Raw genomic sequence first — 989 nt, forward strand, 5'->3', positions numbered from 1 at the left:
ACCCGCATCCCGGCCGGCCATTTCGACAAGTTGAGCAGGGCGGTGACGTCGGCGACCCAGGCGCCGTCGCGGACCCGGCCATCGGCGTCGATCGCCGGTGTCCAGGCCTGCTTCGGGATCCGCGACAGGGCCTGGGCGAAGTCGTCGGGCAGGGTGAACCCGACCGAGTACGACAACCGCTGGCCGACGATCCAGTCGAGGAACTCGTGGGTGCAGCCAGCCGCGTCGGTACGGATCAAGACCTTGCGTCCAGGCCGGGTCCCCGACCGGTGCCCGGGGATCTGTTTGAGCGCGTCGCGGACCACGGTGATGTGGTCGGCGGCGGTGTTCGAGCCGGCGTTCCCGGGTCGCAACATGACCGCCAGTGGCTCACCGGACCCGTCGGGTCCGTGGTCGACGAACGCGCACAACGGGTGGAACCCGTAGCCCCGCTTGAAGGTTGGCGCCGCGCCCTGCTTGTCCGAATGCGAACCCACCAAGGTCGCGTCGGTATCGATGATCAGCGGGGCGTCGGCATCGCGACCGGCGTCCGGCGCGTGCTCGCCGGCCAACGCCCACACCCGCGCACGCGCTGCGGCCCGGGCGACGTTGATCGCCTTGAGCACCGCCTCGACGTCGCCGGCAAGCGCGTCGACCGTGCGTGACACCGTCGGATCCGACGCGACCGAACCGAACAGGCCCGGCTCGGCACGCAGCACCGCGATATCGGCCAGGCAGTCCCCACCTAGCCCGAGCGCGACGGCCAGATCGATGACGATCTTGGCCGGGTCATGCCGGGCCAACGGCTTGCGCCACGCCGCCAACACCCTCGACAGCTCCGCGTCCAGGCCACTGGCTCGGACCGTCTCGGTGAGCAACAGGCCACCAGCCTGCGACACCACACCCGAACCGGCCGCATCAACCCGAACACACGGATACAACCCGGTACTCTTCACCTCGAAGGTGCTCCTCGATTGCGCACGACATGGTCCTAGACAAACCACATCGTC

Annotated in this window: 1 protein-coding gene; it reads right to left on the minus strand. The window is 69.2% G+C overall.

Annotation, left to right across the window (positions count from 1 at the left end; all coding sequences use genetic code 11):
* The coding region (locus tag ACXC9Q_RS41865; protein ID WP_457062611.1) for an IS1380 family transposase at nt 1-935 on the minus strand (935 nt) is incomplete at its 3' end.
* Nucleotides 936-989: the final 54 nt, after the last annotated feature.

The sequence above is a fragment of the Kribbella sp. CWNU-51 genome, from assembly GCF_054073265.1.